The 17,366-nt window shown below is 52.7% G+C and carries 18 protein-coding genes; 8 read left to right on the top strand and 10 right to left on the bottom strand.

Annotation, left to right across the window (positions count from 1 at the left end; translation table 11 throughout):
- Positions 1-21: 21 nt before the first annotated feature.
- Positions 22-1,683, top strand: a complete 1,662-nt coding sequence (locus LKK83_RS16320; protein WP_324632284.1) for an ABC1 kinase family protein — start codon at positions 22-24, stop codon at positions 1,681-1,683.
- Positions 1,684-1,995: 312 nt separating this feature from the next.
- On the opposite strand, the gene LKK83_RS16315 is transcribed toward LKK83_RS16320, so the two are convergent.
- The 5 genes from LKK83_RS16315 to coaD form a co-directional block, all read right to left on the bottom strand.
- Positions 1,996-2,838: an acyl-CoA desaturase gene (locus LKK83_RS16315; RefSeq protein ID WP_442957324.1), complete on the bottom strand. Its 843-nt coding sequence runs from the start codon at positions 2,836-2,838 to the stop codon at positions 1,996-1,998.
- A 228-nt stretch (positions 2,839-3,066) separates the two neighbouring features.
- Positions 3,067-3,786 carry a GDYXXLXY domain-containing protein gene (locus LKK83_RS16310; RefSeq protein WP_324632282.1) on the bottom strand — a complete coding sequence of 240 codons (720 nt, stop codon included), beginning with the start codon at positions 3,784-3,786 and terminating at the stop codon, positions 3,067-3,069.
- Positions 3,776-5,323 carry a DUF2157 domain-containing protein gene (locus tag LKK83_RS16305; protein WP_324632280.1) on the bottom strand — a complete coding sequence of 516 codons (1,548 nt, stop codon included), beginning with the start codon at positions 5,321-5,323 and terminating at the stop codon, positions 3,776-3,778. Before LKK83_RS16305 ends, LKK83_RS16310 begins: the two co-directional genes overlap by 11 nt.
- 95 nt (positions 5,324-5,418) lie before the next feature.
- Positions 5,419-6,093 (bottom strand): DivIVA domain-containing protein, encoded by a 675-nt coding sequence (locus LKK83_RS16300; RefSeq protein WP_324632279.1) that lies wholly within the window; start codon positions 6,091-6,093, stop codon positions 5,419-5,421.
- On the bottom strand, positions 6,006-6,554 hold the full coding sequence (gene coaD / locus LKK83_RS16295; protein WP_324632278.1) for a pantetheine-phosphate adenylyltransferase: 549 nt from the start codon (positions 6,552-6,554) through the stop codon (positions 6,006-6,008). Before coaD ends, LKK83_RS16300 begins: the two co-directional genes overlap by 88 nt.
- Before the next feature lie 572 nt (positions 6,555-7,126).
- Here coaD and LKK83_RS16290 point away from each other — a divergent pair.
- Both LKK83_RS16290 and LKK83_RS16285 read left to right on the top strand, forming a co-directional pair.
- Positions 7,127-7,288, top strand: coding sequence for a hypothetical protein (locus LKK83_RS16290; protein WP_324632277.1), 162 nt, complete (start codon positions 7,127-7,129; stop codon positions 7,286-7,288).
- 177 nt (positions 7,289-7,465) lie between these two features.
- A complete protein-coding gene (locus LKK83_RS16285) occupies positions 7,466-8,767 on the top strand; it encodes an endonuclease/exonuclease/phosphatase family protein (protein WP_324632276.1) in 1,302 nt (433 codons plus the stop codon).
- Here the strand turns inward: LKK83_RS16285 and LKK83_RS16280 are convergent.
- Positions 8,764-9,666 (bottom strand): YegS/Rv2252/BmrU family lipid kinase, encoded by a 903-nt coding sequence (locus LKK83_RS16280; RefSeq protein ID WP_324632275.1) that lies wholly within the window; start codon positions 9,664-9,666, stop codon positions 8,764-8,766. The genes LKK83_RS16285 and LKK83_RS16280 overlap by 4 nt on opposite strands.
- Positions 9,666-9,950 carry a regulatory protein SipA gene (gene sipA / locus LKK83_RS16275; RefSeq protein ID WP_324632274.1) on the bottom strand — a complete coding sequence of 95 codons (285 nt, stop codon included), beginning with the start codon at positions 9,948-9,950 and terminating at the stop codon, positions 9,666-9,668. The genes LKK83_RS16280 and sipA overlap by 1 nt, the downstream gene beginning before the upstream one ends.
- A gap of 181 nt (positions 9,951-10,131) precedes the next feature.
- Between sipA and LKK83_RS16270 the strand changes: the two genes are divergently transcribed.
- Positions 10,132-10,800, top strand: coding sequence for a chemotaxis protein CheB (locus tag LKK83_RS16270; protein WP_324632273.1), 669 nt, complete (start codon positions 10,132-10,134; stop codon positions 10,798-10,800).
- Positions 10,801-10,806: 6 nt separating this feature from the next.
- Here the strand turns inward: LKK83_RS16270 and LKK83_RS16265 are convergent, their stop codons facing one another.
- Entirely contained in the window at positions 10,807-10,980 is a 174-nt protein-coding gene (locus LKK83_RS16265; RefSeq protein ID WP_324632272.1) for a hypothetical protein, read from the bottom strand.
- Between the two features lie 32 nt (positions 10,981-11,012).
- Between LKK83_RS16265 and LKK83_RS16260 the strand changes: the two genes are divergently transcribed.
- From LKK83_RS16260 to LKK83_RS16245, 4 genes are all read left to right on the top strand, one after another.
- Entirely contained in the window at positions 11,013-12,854 is a 1,842-nt protein-coding gene (locus LKK83_RS16260) for a CheR family methyltransferase (RefSeq protein ID WP_324632271.1), read from the top strand.
- Positions 12,855-12,965: 111 nt separating this feature from the next.
- Positions 12,966-13,367, top strand: a complete 402-nt coding sequence (locus tag LKK83_RS16255) for a hypothetical protein (protein WP_324632270.1) — start codon at positions 12,966-12,968, stop codon at positions 13,365-13,367.
- A gap of 2 nt (positions 13,368-13,369) precedes the next feature.
- A complete protein-coding gene (locus LKK83_RS16250; RefSeq protein ID WP_324632269.1) occupies positions 13,370-13,546 on the top strand; it encodes a hypothetical protein in 177 nt (58 codons plus the stop codon).
- A 342-nt stretch (positions 13,547-13,888) separates the two neighbouring features.
- On the top strand, positions 13,889-15,190 hold the full coding sequence (locus LKK83_RS16245; RefSeq protein WP_324632268.1) for a PAS domain-containing sensor histidine kinase: 1,302 nt from the start codon (positions 13,889-13,891) through the stop codon (positions 15,188-15,190).
- Positions 15,191-15,324: 134 nt separating this feature from the next.
- Here LKK83_RS16245 and LKK83_RS16240 read toward each other — a convergent pair whose 3' ends face one another.
- Together LKK83_RS16240 and LKK83_RS16235 are read right to left on the bottom strand one after the other, a co-directional pair.
- The gene (locus LKK83_RS16240) at positions 15,325-16,359 is read right to left on the bottom strand and encodes a sirohydrochlorin chelatase (RefSeq protein ID WP_324632266.1); all 1,035 of its coding nucleotides are present in this window, start codon (positions 16,357-16,359) and stop codon (positions 15,325-15,327) included.
- Between the two features lie 351 nt (positions 16,360-16,710).
- A complete protein-coding gene (locus tag LKK83_RS16235; protein WP_324632265.1) occupies positions 16,711-16,992 on the bottom strand; it encodes a hypothetical protein in 282 nt (93 codons plus the stop codon).
- Between the last annotated feature and the right edge of the window lie 374 nt (positions 16,993-17,366).

Here is a 17,366-nt window from a genome sequence, read left to right as displayed (position 1 = left end):
TAATCAGCGGCGAGTTATAGCATGATATCAAACCTCACTCAAACCAGCGGTCGTCAGCGCGATATCGCTGAGGTCGTTTTTCGCAATGGTTGGGATTATATGCGGCGGCTGCTGACGGGTGGAAAACCCGATGAGCCGAAACTCCCGCCACCAGCCGTTCTGCGGAATATTTTCGTGGATCTCGGCCCGGTTTATGTCAAATTGGGTCAACTGCTCAGTACCCGCCCGGACCTTTTACCCCAGGAGTATATTGACGAGCTGACGGCGCTACAAGCGGAAGTACCGCCAGTTCCTTGGGAGGAAGTGGAAGTCACGATTCGCAAAGAAATTCGACAGCCTCTCGAAGAGGTGTTTTCCACTTTTAATACCCAACCCGTGGCGGCGGGATCCATTGCCCAAACCCATCGGGCTACCCTGCGCGATGGACGGGAAGTGGCGGTGAAGGTTCAGCGCCCCGGAATCGAAACTGTGGTGGAGCAAGATATTGCCTTGCTCTCGGGATTGGCAGAATTGGCGTCGATTACTGACTATGGCGAATCTTACGATCTCGAATCGCTCGCGGATGAATTCGGCGGTGCGTTGCGTGGGGAATTGGATTTTGCGGAAGAAGCCGGATTTACCGATCGCCTGCGCCGCAATTTATCCAAGAGTCGCTGGTTCGACCCGAGCAAGTTAATCATTCCGGAAATTATCTGGAATTTGACGACCGAAAAATTGCTGGTGATGGAATGGGTGGAAGGCGCTCCCATTTTGCTGGCAGATTATGGGGATAAAAAAGACCCCAATAATGCAGATAGTAGGCTGCAAAAACGCGAGGTCGCTACTCTGGTGACTCGGGTCTTTTTCCAGCAAATCTGCGTGGATGGCTTTTTCCACGCTGACCCCCATCCGGGCAATTTATTCTATATCGGGGAAGGGCGGGTGGCGCTGATCGATTGTGGCATGATCGGTCGCATGGATCCGCGCACCCAGCAGCTTCTGATCGAGATGCTGTTGGCAATGGTCAATCTCGATGCCCAACGCTGCAGTCAGCTTGCGGTGGAAATGGCGGGAACTACCAGCAAGGGCGTGAATATGTCCACCCTGGAAACCAGCTACGATCGCTTGCTGCGGCGGTACTATAACATGAGTCTGTCCGAGCTGAGCTTTAGCCAGATGTTTTATGAAATTCTGGAAGTGTCTCGGAATAACAACCTGCGAATGCCTTCGAATATGGGGCTGTGCGCGAAGGCGATCGCCAATCTCGAAGGAATCGCTCGCAATCTCGACCCGGAGTATAATTTCGCCGAGCAAATCAAACCGTTAATGACGGATATATTCGGACGTCAGCTCATCGGCGAAGCTCCCCTGCAAGGGTTGCTCAGAACGGCCCTGGATGTGAAAAATCTCTCGTTACAATCTCCCCGGCAATTTGAGGTGCTCTTAGACCGGGTAACTTCGGAAACCTTGCGCTGGAATTTGTCGGTGCGCGAGGTGGAAGGCTTGCGTCGCACGATCGATGATTCGGCGAACCGTCTCTCGTTTAGTATCTTGGTCGGTTCTCTGATTATGGGCGCGGCAATTATCTCCGCTCAAACGGAAATTTCTCAGGTCTACTGGGTGAGTGATGTGCTGTTTGCGGCGGCTAGTTTTATCGGTTTGTGGTTGATTGTCAGCATTCTGCGATCGGGCCGCTTGAAGTAATCCCGGTTTCCCCGCCGGGGGGAACCTCACCTCACTTAGGGTCATTCGCTCTCTTAAACCCACGATGTGGCATTCCCATCCACCGGATTGCGGTGCGTGACCCCCGCAGGCGATCGCGCGCCACATTGCCCAACCTCGGTGCGGGGGTCGCGCACCCTACGGCGGCTCGTTTAAAGGCATACATTGGGTAAGTTAATTGGCGATCGCGCCGAGGGCAATTGCCGCTTTTATATCACTTGCTATCGAACATTGCCCTCGGTTTCCGGAGAACCGGAATCTATACGGGGGACTCGAACCCCCTACAGGTGTATCTTATCCTTTGCTCGTGCTTTGTGCCGGGGGCATGACCACTTTTTGCGCCAGACCCAGGCGTTTGAGCAGCCAAATCGCCCACCAGGTGGGGTCGTATTCCCACCAACGCCATCCGGCTTTGGCAACGTTGGGATAAGCGTGGTGGTTGTTGTGCCAGCCTTCGCCATAGGTGAAAATCGCCGCCCACCACAGATTGCGAGAGTTGTCTTTGCTCTCAAAGGTGCGGTATCCCCACACGTGGGTCACGGAATTGATGAACCAGGTGCTATGCCACAACAAGACCGATCGCACGAAAACGCCATAGATGATAAACGACCAACCCCCAATGACGTACAGCAGCACGGCTAAGGGAATTTGTAGCAGGAGAAAGTACCGATTTAACCACCGATAAAAGGGATCGCGGCTCAAATCCGGTGCAAATCGGTTATAGCGCTCGTAGTCAAAAAATTCCCCCCGGGGATAGAAAATCCATAACATATGGCTCCACCAAAATCCCCGCTGCGCCGAATAGGGGTCTTTCTCTTTATCTTCAGTGTACGCATGATGCAGGCGGTGTCCGGCGACCCAGAAAATCGGTCCGCCTTGCAGGGCTAATGCGCCGATGAAGGCGAGTACGTACTCCAACCACTGCGGAACTTGCAAACTACGATGACTCAACAACCGATGATAGCCCAAACATATCCCAATACTCCCAAACAGCCAGTGCAGCAACAGCGTCACCCCCAGGGCGGACCAGGAAAAAAACCACGGGGCGAGCAACGCCACCCCATGAAAAGTGGCAAAAAATAGCACCGCCCACCAATTCAGCTTTAAGGGTTGGGAACTCTCATGCGTTGTTTGCACGGATGATGTCATGTAATTTTCTCCTTCTCCAATTTTGAAACAACATGTTTTTTCGCCTGCGATCGCTCGATCGCAGAACGCTCGCTCATTATTTTACTTTATCGCAATGCAGCTATATTACCATAAATGTTCCTCAAGAACGGTTTCGATCGCCTTTCCAACAGATGCGCGGTCATTTAATCATGGGAATTTGCAACCGTGGAACGGCGCGGGTGGGAGAGAAATCGATTAAAAAGGATAATAGCGATCGCCCAGCCAAACCCCCACTGGGAGGGCATTCCCTTTCTCATCCACCTTCACCTCCACCACCAACTCCTGCAGATTCGGTTCCTCTGATTCCTCGGTTTCTGGGGGTGGCACCGACCTAGCCAGCTCACTTAAGTGCTGGCGCAGGGGCGGAGATAAATAAAACCGCTCCACGCCATACTTAAGTGAAGTCCCCGTCGATCGCGCCGCGATGGCGATTTGGTCTGGGGGCAAATTGGTGGGGCGATCGCGGCTTAAGCCCACCGGTTCCCAGACCTTTGGCGACCCCGGCTCTGGCTCACCTTCCGCTGCTTGCAAAATCACATAAACTCCAATCCCGGCTGACAAAAACTGCACTTCATTTTCGCACTCCCGCGACCCGCTCGACGATCGCTGAGTGCAAAGGGAGGTCCCCGGTAACCTCTCCCACCCGGGAAGCCTATCGAGCATTTCCAAATGAGAAATTTGATAAGACACCGTAGGCGATCGCGCCGCTACCATCTGCGCCGGATCCATCGGTTCCGTTGCCAACCGCACCACCCGACCGGTTCTGTGGATGTAAATTGCCGGTAGGGGTACCGACAGAATCAGCAACGCTTGAAACAGCATAGGAATCCAAAATCGCCATGCGCAGACCGACTTGGGAGCGAATAAATTGCCGATCGCCGATTCTGAGTTGCGATCGCGCGGTTCATTCATCATCGCTTCGGTTGTCCCCCTTCTCCTCCACCGATGCCGAGGCCAAAGACAGCCACCGACTGCGGCGAATCAGATAATGCTCGAACCACACTCCGAGCGCGATCGTGCAGACACCAAAACCGAGAAACACAACCGCCTTAACTCCTAATCCCATATTGTACTCGATCGCGCGGCTGAAAATCTGCACCGCTAACAGAATCGTCCCCCACCAAAACGTACCGCGCACCCCGCGCGCCACCGCTTCGCGAATCAACCCATACCCCAAGAAAAACAGCAGCAGATTAAACACAAATGCCCCAATTCCCAGCAGAGGTTCGATCGCCACATGCCAAAACAGCACCCCCGAGGCGATCGCGATCGCGCACCCCAACCCATTCCCCACCACCGCTTCGATCTCAAACTTCCATCGCCCCGGCGACGCGGGGAAGCGAGTATTCCACTCTAACGCCACCCAACTCCCGAGCACGATCGCCACATCCACCAGATAAGACAACCCGTGACGAACCTGCGCCGCCGCCACTGGACCGGTCCACATCCAGCTTTCCAATTCTCCCGCGATCGCCAAATTCTGCACCCGAGACGACCAAAACCAATGAAACGACATAAAATAAAACGTCACGGTCAGAAACACCAGGGCCAAAGTCCGCGCCAACGGGCGAAACCGAATCCCCGGGTCGAATTTATCGAACAGAGAGGTTAACTGCCAGCGATTGTCATCGTAGCTCCACAGCAGGGTGGGGGGCAAGGCATAGGCGATCGCCAGCATCCAAGGGTTAGGCAGGTTTAAAAGGCTCATCCCCACCAGCAAATTCACTTCCAGAGACACCATCAGCAGAATCGCCGCCCCCAAGAAAATGAAGCGCGATCGGCACCAATAAGCCAACGGTAACAGCAGAAACGCCGACATCAAGGGCATGTGCTGCACGATCGGCCTGAGCCAAGATATCCCATCTGTGGAATAAACCTCTGCCAATCCGGGCCAATAACTCAGGCCAATTAATGCCGTCGCCACCATGCCGGCAGACTTCAACCGCAGGCTATAGGCCATCCCCAGCACTCCCAGGCCCCAGATCAAAAACCACTCGGCGCGCGCCCCATGCAGGAGGAACATTTCCCGGATCAGCACCATGTTGGCTCCCATAATCACGGATCCGAATAGCAGCAATCCCTGTCCCACCCGATGTTGCCAATCCCAGGTTAGCTCCGATGCCTTCCCGGGCACGCGCCACAAGTAAAACCCGATCGCGTTCATCCCTACAAATAGCCCCATGAGCAGGGAAATCTTCAGCGATCGCGACCACACTTGCCAATTCGCTTCCACTAAGGCGATCGCGCCGATGCCCACCAGAATCGCCCCCAACCCAATTAAAATGGCAATCAGGCGATTTCGGGTACTCGTCTCCAGGCTGTCAAACTGATATCGCGCCGCAAAGTGTTGGTACTGTTCCTCGGAAATTTCCCCTTCTGCCCGCCACTGGCGAGCGCACTCTCGTAACTGACGGCGAAACTTTTCTGAACCCATCAAGCCAGAGCAAACCATTAAAAATTAAAACAAAAATACGGAAGAATTTTTAGCTGAGAACCTCTCGATTTGCCATTCCAAATTCTTCCTTTAATTCCAATCTTTTGTCTTTCTCATCGCTCTGGATAAGATCCGGAACTCGGTGGCGCGGACCCGCCGCCCGGGTTGCGATCGAGTTGCGCTCTCCCGTTTTGGATTACCCGCAGCATCTCGCCGAGTTGGCTCTCGAGGTTTTGCAGCACGCTGTCGGCGTATTCGTCCGCTCCGCGTTCGATGCCTTCTGCTTGAGCGATCGCCCTTGCGCGCATTTCGTCAAGCTCCTGTTGCGCCTGTCGCCGCAAGTTTTCAATTTCGGATATGGTCTGTTCCTGGGCCGCTTCGCAGTCGAGCTGCACCTGCTGTCTGAGGCGGTCCGCTTCTAGCTTCGCTTGGCGGACAATGCCCATTTCATCGAGAATCTGGTTTGCTCTTTGCTCCGCTGCATCGAGGATTTCCTGGGCGTATTGTTCCGCTTGCACGATAATCTCGTCTTTGTGGCGGATAATTTCTTCCACTTCCTGAAACGCACCAGGCAAATTCAGCCGCAGCAGGTCTAAGTGCTCGAGCAACTGTTCTTCGTCTACGAGAGTACGTCCGGTTAAGGGAATGCGGGGACTATCGAGGATCATCTCTTCGAGTCGGTTCAGTTCCCGCTGGATATCTAGGGATCCAGCTCCGGTGTCGGAGGATTCTTCGGGGATGCTGGATCGGTCTTCGGGGTCAATCCTGGCTGAGTCTTGGCGTAACATCGGTAGATATCGAGCGCAACGTATTGGGGAACAAGGCGATCGAGCGGCCCGCCGAATCTGGCAATTTCTTTCACGACGCTACTGCTTAAAAAGCTGTATTCGTTCGAAGATGCCAGAAAAACGGTTTCGATCTCGGAAGCAAGAGTTTGGTTTGTATGAGCCATCTGGAGTTCTAGCTCGAAATCCGAGAGAACTCGCAGCCCTCGCAAGAGGACCGCAGCTCCCCGTATTTTGGCATAGTTCACCGTTAGCCCTTCAAAACTGTCTACTTCTAGGTTAGACAGATGAGCGGTGCAGTGGCGAATCTGCTCTAACCGCTTTTCTACGGTAAACAGGGGCGTTTTGTTCGGATTCCTTAACACCGCCACAATGACGCGATCGAACAGCTTGCAGCCTCGCTCTATGATGTCGAGGTGCCCTAGGGTGATCGGATCGAAGCTGCCCGGATAGATTGCAATCACGAAAAAACTCCGGTAGTTTGGAAGCCGCGCCTATGCAAGAGCGCGGAGGAAAAACGACACGAGCGGCTTGAGCCGCCGTCCCCCACTGGGGAGAGCGAAAAGAGGTGCAGTTTTCGCTCGCTCAATTCGCCTCGGTTCTAGCCGCTCGGGACTGGCGTGGCATCCCAAAGTAGGTATTTTAACTCTTGCCGATAACGCAGCCCTCGTTCATGGGATAGCTGGTCAGCTACCGTTCATATCGAGGCTTGAAGCCCCGCCTATGCACGAGCGGGGTGCTGACGTATTCAGAAATCTCAGATGAGCTATGGGGACTGTATTGATAACTTAGCGCGAAACCGGGTCTGACGCAAATCGCAACTGGCTGCGCGATCGCCCCTCCATTTGCTATTTCCCTCATTTATCGTATGCATTGGGCGCTTTTTCCCCACTCTGGCGGCGGATCTCTTCGGTTTGGTTCCCCGCAACCTGTCTCTACCTTCACCCTCCTCGGGGGGCGAATTTTTTCAACTCTTCTCTTCTTCTTCTTTTCTTCTCGAATCACTTTAGTGAGGTTAGGCGGATGCAAAAGTTCGATGCTTTTTTTAGGACTCGGGCCACTCCAGTCCATCCTGCTGCTGGGACTGAAAGTGGGTATTGTTTTGCTGACTTTCTTTTCCCTCGCCGACTACTTAGGACAATTCCACTTATTGTGGGAATTAACCTCTCATTTTAAAGCGACACCCGAGGGGGATTAAAATCCCCGCCGGATCGTCGGGTGACAAAGGGTTATTGAGAATGGTGCAAGATGTGGGTTAAAACCGACTAAAATGCTTTTAATGTAAAGTTCCTAGTCGGTTTATAACCAACTTTAGCTATAAGGCTTTTTTTAACCCAATCCAGCAAAAAAATGCTGACCCTAGAGGAAACCAACAATGGATGAAATCTTCATCAAAGCCACATCAATTGGCATTCCCACCTTGTATTTATTTCTGAGGGTAAATGCCCGGGGGGGAATTGGGAATGACGAGGTGTTATCTGCCCTAAAAAGTCTGGGAGGACCGTTGGGATTATTTGGCGGATTATTCATTTTAACCCTTATCGGATTGCTGGCGAATTTTGCGAGCAAGTTGGTGGTGGATGGAATCGCCATCGAACTGTATAAAAAGCGCAGCAAAACCCAACCGATAGAACAACTGGTAGAAGAAATCAACAAACTCCCTATTTCTGCTGATTTGAAAGTCAAACTGAAATGGGGAGTGCTTCATCGCCCGATTCGCTGGTATCCGCAGTGGAAGCGGTTTTTTACCCGAGGATTTATTCTGTTCACCTTGGGGGTAATGGGTCCTTCCATTGCCGGCTATTTGGGAGGCTTTCATCAAGGATTTGAACTGCTGTCTCATTTCAAACTGCAATATCTGATTTTAGCGATTTTTCCGGCGATTTATTTCGCGCTGACGCGCCAGGGATTTTGGCTGTTATTCAGTGGAGTTTGTCTGCTGATTAATTTATGGGCGATTCTCCCGTGGTATTTTCCGGCGCAATCTTTCCCGGATCGGGTGGAATTTTCCCCACCGCATCGGGTGTTGATATCCAATGTTTTGGGGAGGAACGAACAGTACGATCGCGCGATTTCTTTGGTGCGAAACGAACAACCGGACTTTGCCGTTTTCCTGGAATCTAACGGGACTTGGGCGGATAAATTAGCGGTTTTGCAGGATGAATTTCCCTATGTGGTGCGGGCGGGGGGCGTGACAGTGTACAGCAAGAAATCCCTCGAAGATGTCAGCATCCAACAAGTGGTGAAAAATCGTCCGGCTATTTTAGCACGAGTCACCTTAAACGGACAAGAATTATCCCTGGTGGCGACTCATCCGCATATTCCCACTCGCCGCCAATTGTTTAAAGCGCGAAACCGACAGTTAGCCGCGATCGCCGAATATGTTTCTGACCTGAAAACCCCGGCGATGGTAGTGGGAGATTTAAACACCACCATGTGGTCGCCTTACTATCAAGTTATGGTGAAAACTGCCAACTTGCAAAATAGCCGTCAGGGATTTGGCGTCATGCCCACTTGGCCCACCCACAAGCCTTTATTTTATATCCCCATCGATCATTGTTTGGTTTCTCCAGAAATTAAAATTATCCACATGCGAATCGGACCAAATGTTGGTTCGGATCATCTGCCGATTATTGTGGATTTTGCGGTGGCGAAATCCACCGGCGATCGCCCTTAAACCTGGGGAACCACCACCTGCAATGCCAGGGGAAGACAGCGAAAGTTCAAACAGGGAATTTCATCTTTCAACTCGCCATCGATCGCCACTTTTTGTGGCGGCGTGGCGGTAATTTTTATGTCTTTTGCCCGCAGGTAAACGATATCTTCCCGGTTCGCTGCAGTGCCGAGTAATGCCCCTCCCATCAAACTCGATACTGCTTGCAACGCCCCGATTTCGTTGGCGGTGGAAATAATCGTCACATCCAATTTTCCGTCATCCACAAGCACGCCGGCAGGCCCTTGGGCCAAGACAGAACTCGGCGGCGCTGCATTGGCAATTGTCACGGCAAGGGCTTTAATTTCCGTGACTTCTCCTTCGATTTCGATCTGGGCAGTAAACGAGTGCATATCCCATAATTTTTCAAATCCGGAGAGCACGTAAGCAAGAAAACCAAACCAGTTTTTTGCCTCGCGATCGGCATTTTCTACCGCTTCGGCTTCCCATCCCATTCCGGTGAGCAAAATCGTGGGTTGGTCGTTGCAAGATGCCGCATCGATAACCCGGGTCACGCCGTTTAAAATCGCGTCACAAGCTTCGGGAATCTTATCGGAAATTCCCAAAGCGGCGGCGAACGCATTGGCGGTTCCTCGGGGAATAATACCCAAGGGAATTTCCGTGTGAACTAAGGCTTTGGCGGCGGCGGAAATGGTGCCATCCCCGCCAGAAGCAATCACCAAATCCACGCCATCGGCGATCGCTGCTTTTGCCAACTCGGTGGCGCTGACATCCGGCTGGGTATAGCGAATATCGAGCTTTATCTGCGGTGACAAAAGCTGGAAAATGGTTCTTAACTCGGCGTCGGCATTTCCTTTCCCCGCCACGGGATTAAAAATCAAGCAAGCAGTATGAGTTTTCATCAGTTTTCTTCAGGTGCCAGGGGGTCTGGCCCGGTATCGGATTCGGTTTCCGGTGGGGGTTGCTCCTCCCTCGCCGATTCGATATACTGGCTTTCGAGCAGAAACGCTCCGTTGGTAAAGCGCACGCTCCAATATCCGCCCGGTTGGCGATCGAGGATAGTCCCTTCTTCTCCTATCTTAATCACATTCGGCGGACGCAGCATCGGCATGGATTCGGCGGTCTTCACATAAGCGGGCAAAGCCACCACCCGGACTTTATCCCCAATCGTAAATTCTTTGGACATTGCTCTGGTGATGAACACTTCTCAGGTCTATCCCTTGTATTTTACAAGTTGAGGGTAAATTACTACAATCTCCCGGCTACAAAACAAAAATTATTTATGCTACAGTTTAAGACAATAGTAAAAAACAGAATTTTTAAAAAAATATATCAGTGAGTAGAGAACTAATAAAAGAGGTTATGATATGATAAACAATTCTTCAAAAACAGAAGACAACAAAACGGACGATCGCGCCGGATCCGCCGCTAAGCGTCGATTTGAAATTGTGGCGATCGCCACCTCGGCGGGGGGCGTCCAAGCCTTGATTGAAGTGCTCGGGCATTTACCGGAAGATTTTCCCCTGCCCCTGGTGGTGGTGCAACATCTCGATCCCCGCCATCCTTCGATGATGGGGGAGATTCTCGCGAAGCGGATCGCCTTATCGATCTACCCCGTAGAGGAAGGGCAGGCTCTTTCTGACGGCTGCTTGTACCTTGCGCCGGCGAATTACCATCTGTCGATCGCCGAGAATGGGACCTTTCACCTGACGCAAACCGAGCGCGTTAACTTCGTGCGACCCTCCGCCGACATCCTCTTCGAGTCGATCGCCACGCGCTACAAAGACCGGGCGCTGGTTGCCATCCTCACCGGCATGGGTCACGATGGGGCAAAAGGCATAGAAGCCATCAAACGCAATGGCGGCACCGTCATCGCGCAAAACCAAGCCACTGCGGAACATTTTGGCATGCCTGGAGCCGCGATCGCCACCGGCCTAGTAGACGCGATCGTGCCCTTGTCGGAAGTAGCTGCCACTCTGGTGAAATTGACGAACTCCCAGGGATCCTGGGATGCGGAAACAACCCTGGGCAACTGACATCCCCTAGCTGCCAAATTCTTCACCGCTCATCCCGCCGGCAGGCGATCGGCTTTTTTCCCTGACTCCCACACCGATCGCGCCGACTTGTTTTTCCCATGTCTTTATCCCTGCACAAGCGCTACCATTCAAGCGCCGCCGACGGATGAGGATTGGTGGTAAAATCGAGATCGCAAGCACTCCGCGATCCGGTAGGTAGACACCCGAACCCCATGAATAGCAACGACGATAGAGTATTTGAAGCCCTCCTCGACTTTTTGCGGCAATCGCGCGGCTTTGACTTCACCGGCTACAAGCGCTCCACCCTGAAGCGCCGGGTGAGAAAGCAAATGCACTCGCACAACATCGACAACTTTAGCGATTACTTAGATTACCTGGAAGTCCATCCCGAAGAGTTCTCTCCCCTATTTAACACTATTTTAATCAACGTCACCAGCTTCTTCCGCGATGCCAGTGCCTGGGAGTATTTTGAGCGTCATACCCTGCAAAATCTTCTCAACGCCAAACCTCCGCAAGAAAAGATCCGCATTTGGAGTGCCGGCTGCGCTTCGGGAGAAGAACCCTACACCCTGGCGATGATTTTGGCCGAAGCGATCGGGGTAGAGCAGTTTCGTCAGCGCGTCAAAATCTATGCCACGGATATGGACCGCGATGCCTTGGTGCAGGCCCGTCAGGGAACCTATCACCCTCAACAGCTCGAAGTGCTGCCCAACGAATTGCGAGAGAAATACTTCCAGCCCGTGGGAGAGCGGTGGGTGGTTGACTCCGACCTGCGCCGGGGGGTGATTTTCGGCTGTCACGACCTGGTGCAGCATGCGCCGATTTCTCGCCTGGACTTGCTGGTGTGTCGCAACACCTTGATGTATTTTAATGCCGAAACTCAATCGCGGATTTTGGCTCGCTTTCACTTTGCCTTGAAAGAGCGCGGGGCCTTGTTTCTGGGCAAGGCGGAAATGCTGCTCACTCACACGAACCTGTTTACCCCGCTGAGTTTGCAACACCGCATCTTTACGAAAGTGGCGCAACTCGAGCTGCGCGATCGCCTGATGGTGTTAGCCCAGGGGACGGACGAAGATGTCAGCTACCGTAGTTCGCCAAACGTGCTGTTGCGCGAAGCGGCGTTTAACAAGCTGCCGATAGCTCAAGTGGTGGTAGACTTCAACGGCATCCTGGTTTTGGCCAATCAGCAGGCGCGCTCCATGTTCCGCCTCGACCTCCAGGATATCGGCAAACCCTTGCAGGATTTGGAAATTTCCTACCGCCCCCTGGAGTTGCGATCGCGCATCGAGCGGGTTTACCGCGATCGCACCTCCGTGATGGAAAAAGATGTGGTTCGCCATTTGCCAGAAAATGCCGTCCAATACCTGGATGTGGAACTCGCCGTGTTGGAAGAAAATGGCAGTGACTTGTTTGGCGCCAGCATTACCTTTATGGACGTGACTCGCTATCACGACCTGCAAGAACAACTGCACTCTTCCACCCAAGAATTGGAAACCGCAAATGAAGAACTGCAATCGAGCAACGAAGAATTGGAGACCACCAACGAGGAACTGCAATCCACCAACGAAGAACTCGAAACCACCAACGAGGAACTGCAATCCACCAACGAAGAACTCGAAACCATGAATGAAGAACTGCACTCAACTAACGAAGAATTGCAAACCATTAATGACGAGTTGCGGTTGCGGACCAATGACCTGAATCAAGCCAATGCATTTTTATATTCCATCCTCACCAGTTTGCAAAACGGGGTGGTGGTGGTCAATCGCGAATTTAACATTACCAGTTGGAACGAAGCCGCAGAAGACCTGTGGGGATTGCGCGCCGATGAGGTGGAAGAGCGCTCGATTTTTAGCTTGGATATCGGTTTGCCCGTGGACCGCCTGCGAGAACCCATGCGCCAATGCCTCGCCGGGGAACAGGAACGTCCGCAAATGATCGTGGATGCCGTGAATCGCCGAGGGCGATCGATTCAGTGTTGCGTCAGCTTCAATCCCCTGCGAGACCACAACAGAGAATGCCAAGGGGTAATTTTGATGATGGAGCAGATGTAATTCATCCCCTGAGCGATCGATAAATTCTACCTTCTGATAGTGCCAAAAACCCCGATGGTTTGTTTATCGTGAAAGCAAACATGCAATTTTAACCCACAGGGGTGATTTTTTATGGAACATGAAACATCACAACGCAACGCTAAAGCCGCCCAACAACACGCGCGCCAATCGCAAAAGCACGCCAAGCATTTAGAGCAAATCGGCCAGTCTTTGCAAGAGGGTGACGCGCGATCGCCCGAGGTGGGGAAAGAAATCGAGGCAGGGGCACGGGAAATCCACCGACTGGCCAAAAAGTCCGAGGAATACGGCAAAAAAGCCGAACAAGCCGGCGAACCGGGAAATAAAGCCTATGAAGCCGCTGTAGAGGCACATTCTGAGGCGGTTCGCATCCACAGGGACATTAGCGAGAAATTGGCAGAACGCGCCGAAGTGCAGCTAAAAAAATCAAAACAGATCGCCGATGACTCGTCCTCAGACCATCAGTCACAAAACCATGACAACCGGGAGGGATAATTTTGACAATCTCCTGTGGGGTGTGGATTCTCCCGGGTGGAATGCGGTTCGCTGCCGGTGAATCCTTGTATTTGCCCCGTCCCTCGGTGTGTTTCTCCCCGGTACCCGCCTCGCCCTCACCCCTACCCCCGGAAAGCACAGAGGCGAGTTCTGGGGGATTTTTCGATTATAATGATTGAGGCGTACAATTTTCTCAATTTGTAGCAGCAAATCCCCGGCGTTCTTCCAGAACCAGATTTAACCTTCGCTTTGCGAAAACCATTCCCCACTCGGCTGTGAATGGAAAGCACCAAAGGCCATTGTAGCGACAATTTTCCCCGGTTTATTTTATTTTATAAAGCCTGCATTTAATTCTCTTTCAACCCCAGTCCAACTTTAACAACTCGTTAACTCCTTAACTCGTTCCCCGCCCATGCTGGGAACGTCCCTCCCGAGGCTACCGCCTCCCCCCCAATAAATGTGCATGCATATTTTGCACCCTTGCTTATGTCAAAAGTAGTTACACCCTTACGGATGGCTTCATGGATTTTCATAACTTTACAGAAGAACTCGAATCTGCCCAAAATCGCTTAGAGACCCTTCAAAAATCTGTCGTCGTGATAAACAATCAGCCCCCAGAAGTCATTGCAACTGTGGTGAGCGAATTGTCCGTTGCGTTAGAAGAGTTGCACGTTGCGGCAGAAGAGATGCATCAGCAAAATCAAGAATTAGCGATCGCCCGGGAACAAGTGGAAGTGGAGCGATCGCGCTATTGGGAGTTATTCGAACAAGCGCCAGATGGCTATCTCGTCACCGATACTCGGGGCAAGATTCAGGAAGCCAACCGCGCCGCAGCAGGGCTTTTGAATGCAGACCCCAGGTTTATGCGCGGAAAACCCCTTACCGTGTTCGTCGCCCAATCCCACCGCCAAATTTTTCGCCGTCAACTTCATGCCCTGCAAGAAAACCCAGCGGTAAGGGACTGGGAAGTGTGGCTGCAACCGCACAATAAACAAGGGTTTCTCAGCTCTATTTCGATTTCTGCAATGCTCGATTCTCAGCGAGAATTAACCGGCTTTCGCTGGTCGATCCGCGACCTCACGGACCGCCAAAAATTGGAAGACTTTCGCATCCAGTTAGAAACCCAAACCAAAGTCAGCCAGTTCAAATCCCGGATCATTTGTACCCTTTCCCACGAGTTTCGCACGCCGCTCAACCTCATTTATCTCTCGTGCCAAATGTTGGAACGCTACTATGAGGGAATCGCAAGAGACAAAACGACTCCTTTGTTTGACAAAATTCGCCTCGGGATTCGCAACATGACCAGCTTGCTCGAAGATGCGTTATTGTTCGACAAAGGAGAAAGGCAGCAACTGGAATTTAAACCGGCACAATTGGATTTAAATGAGTTTTGCGCCCATGTGATTCGAGAACAACTGTTTCTTCATTCAAGAAGCGATCGCGCCATTGATTTTGTGCCTTGCAATGAGTGCCAAAGCGTCTGTTTGGATGCCAAACTTTTAAAACATATTGTGGAAAATTTATTGTGCAATGCTTTAAAATATACCCCATCAGAACGCTTTATTTATTTTACCTTAAATTGTAACAAGAATAACGTCATGTTGACCGTGAAAGATGAGGGGCGCGGCATTCCCGAGGATGATTTACCCCATGTTTTCGAACCCTTTCATCGCGCCGCCAATGTAGGCGGAATTGGGGGAAGCGGTTTGGGGTTGGCGATCGTGCAAAAATGCGTGGAAGCGCATGGCGGAACCATCGAAGTGGAAAGTCACCTGAACGAAGGCAGCACCTTTACCGTCACCCTGTCGATCGCCCGCTTCTAGGGCGAAACCCGCCCCACCCCCACGGGTTGCCTGCGCGTCCCCCGAACCCGCCTGTGGGAGAATTGCCTACCGGAATCGGGGAATCGCGCCCTACGCCTCACTTGCACAGAGACGCAAACTCACATGGGGAGAGATTAGGGGGTTTGCCAAATGCGATCGTGGTAGGCGCTGAGATCCGCATAGGGGTCTTCGCTGCCGTGGCTATGTCCGTGGTCATGCCCGTGGCTATGTCCGTGGTCATGCCCGTGGCTATGTCCGTGGCTATGGTCGTGGCCGTGATGGTGATGGGCGTGACCGTTGCCGTTGCCCACTGCAGCCAGACGGAACTTGCAGGCTTCGCAGTTCATCTGCACTTCACCCAGTTGGGTTTCGATTTCGCGATCGCGCATCAATTGTAGCAATTCCGGCTGGATGCCCATTTCCGGCAAACAGGTAATTGAAATATCCGGATATTGCGCTTGTTGTGCGGCGCTGATGTGGAAAATCTTCTCCACTAATACCCCGGTAAACAAGAAATAGGGTAAAACGATAATCCGTTTGGGCTGGAACAAGCGGGCGCGATCGAATCCTTCTTCCAGGCGGGGGTGAGTAATGCCGATAAAGCAGACTTCCACATTTTTATACCCGCTGCCTTCCCAGAGCATCCGGGCCATTTTATAAACATCGCCATTGGCATCGGGATCGCTAGACCCGCGTCCCACAAACAGCACCACAGTGTCCGAGCGCTCGATTTGCTGCGGATTGCGATCGCCGCTATCGAGTTGCGCCAAACGCGATCGCCACATCTGCAAAATCGACGGCGCAATGCCAAAATGACGCCCGTAGTGAAATTTAAGCTGCGGATGGCGCTCTCTGGCCCGGTCTAATTCGTTGGTAATATCGAACTTGTTGTGGCGCGCGGCAAATAACAGCACCGGCAGAGCAGACAGTTCGGTATAGCCCTGTTCGATGCAGCGATCGACCCCTTCCTGAATCGTCGGGCCAGTGAGTTCGAGAAAACAAGGCACCACCGGGCGCGACGGATCTAAAGCTTCATACGCCGTAGCAAAATCCAAAAACGTCTGCCGCCCTTGGGCGTTTCGCGTACCGTGACCGATGAGCAACAGGGGACGCTTCATCGGCAAAGGGGGCAGTTTTACAGACTGGATGTCTCGGGTTTGAGATGTCACGGCGATCGAGTTGGTTGTGTTTAGGTTATGCATTCTTAACTATGGAGCTCCTTTCCCGTGCAAGGCAGGAATATCGTGAGCGAGTAACGGAGGGGCATTCTGGCTGACCTCGGTTGAGAGTGGCGCAGTTCGAGCGTCCAGTTGCCACTGGGAAAATCCCACCGGCTCGAACTTCTCCCCTCTTCCCGGGGTTTACAGTTGCCGCACAGCCCCGGACTTGCACCGGCGTTTCCCCGCACCGTTACGGTTCACTTGTGCCTTGATATCTTAACCCATTGCCCGCTCATGCAAAATCCTCGGGAGGGGGATGATTTTTCTGCCACCCCCTCGGTCCGGTACTGTCGGCGCAGCCTATCCGGGCAGTTTGATGGGCGATCGGTTGCGGTTTTGCACCCCGCTGCTACAAAAAATTGCCAGGGGAAATGCCCCGCATCCGGGCAAGTTGATGTTGCACGGTGACGCCGTTTCTCCCCGGGGTGGGCCATCCGCAACCTGCCCTCTCCGGCATCCCGCCGCCACCCCCTCCCTGGCAGGATCCCCTAGGCGATGCCTTCTATCCTCTCCCCAGGCATCCTCGCCCAACCCCTCCGCCCCCATCAGCAGACCCGCGAAAAGCCTCTTCGCTATTTCCATCCCCCACGTTTCTCGCCCCCTCCCCCACCGGCTTGGTTTGCACAAGGTTTTGATGTTGATACTTTGCATATAATCAAACTCGTCAAACTCGTCAAACTCGTTCAAACTCGTTCCCAGGCTCAGCCTGGGAACGCATATCCCGAGGCTCCGCCTCCCCCGCAAGCCGCGTAGGGTGGGCAACAAGTTGCCCACCCTAGCGGTTTATGTATAAAATCTCCTCTCTCGCATTAAGTATAAAAATTAATAAAGTATACCATTTTGGATTCAACCCGGCTCGCCCGAGAACGAGAATCCCTCTGTGACGTACTCCCGACGCCGACCGCTTAGGCGGTACGGCGCGGGCTTCTGGGCCGAGACCTTTGAGATCTGGGTTT

The sequence above is a fragment of the Phormidium sp. CCY1219 genome (assembly GCF_035615515.1).
Taxonomy (GTDB): Bacteria; Cyanobacteriota; Cyanobacteriia; order Cyanobacteriales; family Laspinemataceae; genus CCY1219.
The sequence above is the reverse complement of the archived record's forward strand: the minus strand, read 5'-3'. Positions and strand labels throughout refer to the sequence as shown.

Excerpts from the sequence above, each read along its gene's own strand:
- sipA (WP_324632274.1), bottom strand. The coding sequence starts at position 9,950 with ATGTCCAAAGAATTTACGATTGGGGATAAAGTCCGGGTGGTGGCTTTG.
- LKK83_RS16260 (WP_324632271.1), top strand. The coding sequence starts at position 11,013 with ATGAATAGCAACGACGATAGAGTATTTGAAGCCCTCCTCGACTTTTTG.
- LKK83_RS16290 (WP_324632277.1), top strand. The coding sequence starts at position 7,127 with ATGCTTTTTTTAGGACTCGGGCCACTCCAGTCCATCCTGCTGCTGGGA.
- LKK83_RS16255 (WP_324632270.1), top strand. The coding sequence starts at position 12,966 with ATGGAACATGAAACATCACAACGCAACGCTAAAGCCGCCCAACAACAC.
- LKK83_RS16285 (WP_324632276.1), top strand. The coding sequence starts at position 7,466 with ATGGATGAAATCTTCATCAAAGCCACATCAATTGGCATTCCCACCTTG.
- LKK83_RS16305 (WP_324632280.1), bottom strand. The coding sequence starts at position 5,323 with ATGGTTTGCTCTGGCTTGATGGGTTCAGAAAAGTTTCGCCGTCAGTTA.
- LKK83_RS16310 (WP_324632282.1), bottom strand. The coding sequence starts at position 3,786 with ATGATGAATGAACCGCGCGATCGCAACTCAGAATCGGCGATCGGCAAT.
- LKK83_RS16300 (WP_324632279.1), bottom strand. The coding sequence starts at position 6,093 with ATGTTACGCCAAGACTCAGCCAGGATTGACCCCGAAGACCGATCCAGC.
- LKK83_RS16235 (WP_324632265.1), bottom strand. The coding sequence starts at position 16,992 with ATGGAAATAGCGAAGAGGCTTTTCGCGGGTCTGCTGATGGGGGCGGAG.
- LKK83_RS16320 (WP_324632284.1), top strand. The coding sequence starts at position 22 with ATGATATCAAACCTCACTCAAACCAGCGGTCGTCAGCGCGATATCGCT.
- LKK83_RS16270 (WP_324632273.1), top strand. The coding sequence starts at position 10,132 with ATGATAAACAATTCTTCAAAAACAGAAGACAACAAAACGGACGATCGC.
- LKK83_RS16280 (WP_324632275.1), bottom strand. The coding sequence starts at position 9,666 with ATGAAAACTCATACTGCTTGCTTGATTTTTAATCCCGTGGCGGGGAAA.
- LKK83_RS16245 (WP_324632268.1), top strand. The coding sequence starts at position 13,889 with ATGGATTTTCATAACTTTACAGAAGAACTCGAATCTGCCCAAAATCGC.